This is a genomic window from Falsiroseomonas sp. E2-1-a4 (genome assembly GCF_051433165.1).
Lineage (GTDB): Bacteria > Pseudomonadota > Alphaproteobacteria > Acetobacterales > Acetobacteraceae > Falsiroseomonas.
Genome location: NZ_JBHMFS010000051.1, coordinates 1 through 5,286 on the forward strand (window position 1 = coordinate 1; position 5,286 = coordinate 5,286).

Annotated in this window: 3 protein-coding genes and 1 pseudogene; 2 read left to right on the forward strand and 2 right to left on the reverse strand. The window is 66.4% G+C overall.

Annotation, left to right across the window (positions count from 1 at the left end):
* Positions 1-246: 246 nt before the first annotated feature.
* Entirely contained in the window at positions 247-492 is a 246-nt protein-coding gene (locus ACFHNC_RS24445) for an alpha/beta fold hydrolase (protein WP_437171844.1), read from the reverse strand.
* Between the two features lie 239 nt (positions 493-731).
* On the opposite strand from ACFHNC_RS24445, the gene ACFHNC_RS24450 reads away from it, so the two are divergent.
* Together ACFHNC_RS24450 and ACFHNC_RS24455 are read left to right on the forward strand one after the other, a co-directional pair.
* Complete coding sequence (locus tag ACFHNC_RS24450) at positions 732-1,922, forward strand: M20 aminoacylase family protein (protein WP_437171845.1); 1,191 nt, start codon at positions 732-734, stop codon at positions 1,920-1,922.
* On the forward strand, positions 1,922-3,442 hold the full coding sequence (locus ACFHNC_RS24455) for a M81 family metallopeptidase (protein WP_437171846.1): 1,521 nt from the start codon (positions 1,922-1,924) through the stop codon (positions 3,440-3,442). Before ACFHNC_RS24450 ends, ACFHNC_RS24455 begins: the two co-directional genes overlap by 1 nt.
* A 188-nt stretch (positions 3,443-3,630) precedes the next feature.
* Here the strand turns inward: ACFHNC_RS24455 and ACFHNC_RS24460 are convergent.
* Positions 3,631-4,895 (reverse strand): annotated as a pseudogene (locus tag ACFHNC_RS24460) (IS256 family transposase).
* Positions 4,896-5,286: the final 391 nt, after the last annotated feature.

Sequence of the window (5,286 nt, forward strand, 5' to 3'; positions counted from 1 at the left end):
GGCCGTGACCGGCCGCGACCGGCCGATCTTGTGGAATGCGGGGCTTCGCTGTCCGCCAGCGCCCCATCAACCTTGTCCCAGATTGTTTAGCTGTGCCCAGGGCAGACGCCCGTACATCTAGGCGGGGTCGGCCTGGCAGCGCACTCCGGCGGATAAATCGGTCGGCTGATTGCGTTTTGATAAAACGATCTGCTCAGAAGGCTTGGCCGCATCTATCAAGCGCATTCGCACCGCCCAGCCGAGAACTTAAGCACGGCGTGGGTGAAATCTGCCGCATTGTCGTGGCTCAGTCCATGGGTTGCCCCGGTTCCGCCAGCACCAGCGCGCGAGCAGTGCCGGATGGCGCTCGGCGACGCGGAAGGCAACATGGCCGCCGCGCGAATGGCCGAGCAGATGCACCGCCCCGACGCCCAGCGTCTCGATCAAGCCTGCGACATCGGCGACATGTCGGCCGATGGTGAAAGTGCCATGCTCATGCCAATTGCCGGCCACCCTGCACCAGCAACAGCGGCGTGCCTCGGTCTGCCTCAGCATAGGCGATCGGGTAGCCATCGAACTCGATCCTCGGCATGGCCCGCTTCCTTCCTGGATCAGGCTGCCTCCTGCCTTGCCACCTCAACCGCGCCAATCCGCTAGGTGTTGCCTGCTGCCTGCGTCAAGCCGGCGCCTTGGCTTGGCGCTTCGCGGTCGCCGGCGGATACTGCAACAGGAAGTGGACAAGGAGCGAAACCATGGACAAGGACGCGTTACATGCTCGGATCGACCGCCACCTGCCCGAACTTGTCGCGCTGCGCCAGGATATCCACGCGCATCCGGAACTCGGCATGGAGGAAACCCGCACCGCCGCCCTGGTCGCCGCGCGCCTGCGCGCCATGGGGATCGAAACGGTGGAAGGTGTCGGTCGCACCGGCGTGGTCGGCACGCTGCGTGGCAGGCGGCCCGGCCAGGGCGCCATCGGGCTGCGCGCGGATATGGACGCGCTGGCCCTGACCGAACAGACCGGTCTGCCCTATGCCTCCACTTCGATGGGGCGGATGCATGCCTGCGGGCATGACGGGCACACCGCCATGCTGCTCGGCGCCGCGCAGGTCCTGGCGGAAGATCCGGATTTCGCCGGCACCGTCCAATTCATCTTCCAGCCCGCCGAGGAGGGCCGCGGCGGCGCGCCGGCTATGATCGAGGATGGGCTGTTCGAGCGATTCCCGTGCAATGCGGTCTATGGCATGCACAACATGCCCGGGATCCCGCTCGGCCATTTTGCGCTGCGCGAGGGTCCGTTGATGGCGGGTTCGGGCCGCTGGCTGGTGACATTTCGCGGCACTGGCGGGCATGGCGGCAACTCGCCGCATCTGGCGCATGATTTGCTGCTGGCGCAGGCGATCTACCTCCAGGCCTTGCAAGGTATCGTCAGCCGCAACGTGCCGGCGCTGGAAAGCGTGGTGGTCAGCGCCGGTCATATCGTCGCCGGGTCGCGCGAATCACTGAACGTCATGCCCTCCGAGCTGGTGGTCGGCGGCACCATGCGCGCCTTCAATCCGGCGATGCAGGATCTGCTGGAACGCCGCATCCGCGAATTGGCAGACCATGCTGCGGCAATGCAGGGCGCCACGGCGGAAGTGAAGCTCTGGTGGAACGCGATTCCGCTGATCAATCATGCGGAAGGCACCGATGTCCTCGCCGCCGCCGCGCGCGGTGTGGCCGGGGATTCGGGGGTGGATGTGGACACGCCGCCTGTCACCGGTGGCGAGGATTTCTCCTTCATGCTCAGGGCCAAGCCGGGCGCCTTCGTCTTCCTCGGCGCCGGGGCGGCGCCGGATGGCACGGTGCATGCGCTGCATTCCTCGCATTATGATTTCAACGATGCCGCGCTGCCGCATGGCGTGGCACTTTGGGTCAATCTCGTTCAGCAGGAACTCGGCTGATGCGTATCGCGCTGCTGGGTTTTTCCATTGAATGCAACCGCTTCGCACCGGCCGCGACGCAGCGAGATTTCGAAACGCGCTGCTGGCTGGTGGGCGAGGATGTGGTGCGCGACGCCCGCAGCGCCGTGCCGATGGCGCTGGCCGAGATGCCCGGCTTCGTCGCCGATATGGATGCCGCCCGGCCGTGGACGCCACATGGCATTCTGCTCGCCATGGCGGAGCCGAACGGGCCGGTGGAGCAACCCGCCTTCGACGCCATGATGGCGATCTGGCGGGACGGGTTGCAGGCGCTGCGCGGCCAGCTCGATGGCGTCTATTGCGTGTTGCATGGCGCCGGCCTGACCACGGAACTGGACGATCCGGAGGGCGCGTTGCAGGCGCTCGTCCGCGAAATCCTAGGTCCGGGCGTGCCAGTGGTGTGCAGCTACGACCTGCATGGCAATGTATCTGACGACATGGTGCGCGATTGCGATGCCTTCATCGGCTATCGTACCAATCCGCATCTCGACATGCGCGAGTGTGGCGCGGAAAGCGCGCAGGTGTTGCGCCGGCTGATCGCCGGGATGCCCGCTTTCCGCGCGCTGCGGCGGCTGCCGATCGTGGCGCCCACCGTCTCGATGCTGACCGCGCAGGGGCCGTATGCCGAATTGATCGATCTTGGCCAGGACTGGGCGGCGCAGGATGCGCGGATCATCAATGTTACCGTCATGGGCGGCTTCGCCTATGGCGATACGCCGTTCAACGGCATGGCGATGGTGGTGACGGCGACGGAACAGGACGCCGCCGATGCGCTGGCCACGCGTCTCGCGAGCGCCGCGTGGGATCGCCGCGAACGTTTCATCGCCAAACTGACGTCCTTGGAAGATGCGACGGGCCTTGCGAGGGATTCTGAAAAGAAGCTCGCCTTCGCCGATGTCGCGGACAATCCTGGCGGCGGCGCGCGCGGCAATACGATGTTCATACTGGAGGCGTTTCACAAGGCCGACGTGCAGGGTTGCATCATCGGCGTGATCCATGACCCTCTGCTGGCGGCGGAAGCGCATGCCCTTGGCCAGGGCGCGCGTTTCACGGCCCATTTCAACCGCCCGCAAGGCACGTTGACGGAAGATGACAGCTTCAGCCATCGCTTCACGGCTGCAGCGGAAGTGGTGGCGCTGTCCGATGGCCGGGTTACTGGCCGGCGTGGCATTTACGGCGGCACGGCGATGACGCTGGGCGCCACGGCGGCATTGCGGGTCGGCGGCATCATGGTCGTCGTCATCTCGATCCGCACGCAATGCGCCGACCCGGCCTTCCTGGAGCATCTCGGACTGGACATCGGCGCGGCGCGCTGTGTGGTGGTGAAATCGCGCGGCCATTTCCGGGGCGGCTTCGACGAATTTTTCGGCCATGACCAGATTTGCGAGGTCGATGCGCCTGGCCTTACCTCGCCGATCCTTTCTAGATTTGCCTGGACGAAGTTGCCACGCCCGGTGCTGCCACTGGACGCTGAGGCGAAGTGGTGCCCGGAGGCGCGCTAGTTCCAAAGCTCTGGCCGGACGAATTCCTCGGCCAGACGGCGCGCTGGCGCCCTTCGCTGCAGCGGTGGGAACCGGATTCCAACCTTCTCTGGCGCTCGTGAGACGCGTCTCACAATCTGCGTCACCTGCCGGTGTCCGAGCAGGGGTGCTGGCTCGGGAGCTATGCTGGAATCTGGGTGACGCCGTGATCAGGCGGCGTGTTGTGCTGGCGTGTTGCTGACCTCCACGCCGTTCTTGAACGTGACGCCTTGGATGACTTTGGGCAACTGGTTCTCGCCCTTCAGCTTGTGCCAAGTCTTGGCGGCGGCCATGACCAGCTTGAACACCATCAGTCGGGCGGTGTCCTGCGACAGCGCCCCCTTGGTCCTCACCGTCCGATGCCGCAAAGTGGCGAACACGCTCTCGATCGGGTTCGAGGTGCGCAGGTGATCCCAGTGCTCGGCGGGGAAGTCGTAGAAGGTCAGCAGGGCGTTGCGCTCCTTCAGCAGGCAGGTGGCCGCCTTCTCGTATTTGGCCCCGTACTTCTCGACGAAGGTGGTGATCGCCGCTTCGGCCGTCGCGCGGTCCGGCGCCATCCAGACCTCGCGCAGGTCGGCCTTGGCCGCTGGCTGGACCGACTTCGGCAACTTGTCCAGCACGTTGACCGTCTTGTGCACGGTACAGCGCTGATGCCGGGTCGTGGGCCAGACCTGCTCGAGCGCCTTCCAGAAGCCGAGCGCCCCGTCGCCGGTGGCCAGTTCCGGGGCGATCGCCAGGCCACGCGCCTTGAGGTCGACCAGCAACTCCCGCCAGCTCTGCATGCTCTCGCGCAGGCCGACCTGGAAGCCGACCAGTTCCTTCCTGCCCTCCGGCGTGGCGCCGATCAGCACCAGCATGCACTCGGCCTGCGGCTCCATCCGCGCCTGCAGATAGACACCATCCGCCCAGAGGTAGACGTAGCGCCGAGCCGACAGGTCGCGCCGCTGCCAGCGTGCGTGGTCCGCCACCCATTCGCCCCGCAGCCGCGTGACCACCGACGGCGACAGGTTCGGGGCATCCTTGCCCAGCAGCGCCCCGAGCGCCTCCTGGAAGTCACCCATCGACACCCCGCGCAGGTAAAGCACCGGCAGCAGGGCATCCAGGCTCGGCGTCCGCCGCGCCCAGCGTGGCAGGATACTCGAGGTGAAGCGGATCCGCTCAGCCGGCTCGCCGGGACTGCGGTCGCGCAGCTTCACCCGCCGCACCGCGACCGGGCCGATACCAGTCTGCACCTGGCGCTCGGGGCCATACCCGTGCCGCACCAGGCGCTCGCGCCCGTCCGGCAGCGCCACGCCCTTCATCGCCGCCAGGAACGCCTCGGCTTCCGCCTCGATGGCCTGGCCAGCAGCCGCCGGGCGCCGCTCCTCAGGATCGCTGTCAGCGCATCGTCGACCTCGTCGGGCCGCCGGAGGGGGATAACTGTGGTATGGCTCATCGTGGCGTATCGCTCCTTCGGGAGGTTCTGGCAGGCTCGTCACCCGCCTCGATACGCCGCCTTTCTCAAACCGCCGTCACCCAGTTTCGGCCATAGCTCCTGGCTCGGTCAGGTGGTGCGCGGCTATCGCGCGTATCACGCGGTACCCACCAATTCGCAGGCGATAATATCATTCGTGCACTACTTCACTTGGCACTGGACCCGGGCGCTCGGGCGCCGCAGCTAAAAGGGCTACGTTACATGGACACCAATGGCGCCGATCGCCGCGTGGTGGCTGCCGCCCGCCAGGGTCAAGCACCAGTATCCGCAGCAATGTTTCATCGTCAAACACCCGATGTGGGAGCCGAGTGTGTTAGCAGCGCACGCTCGGATCTGTCCGGGGGGCGCCGCA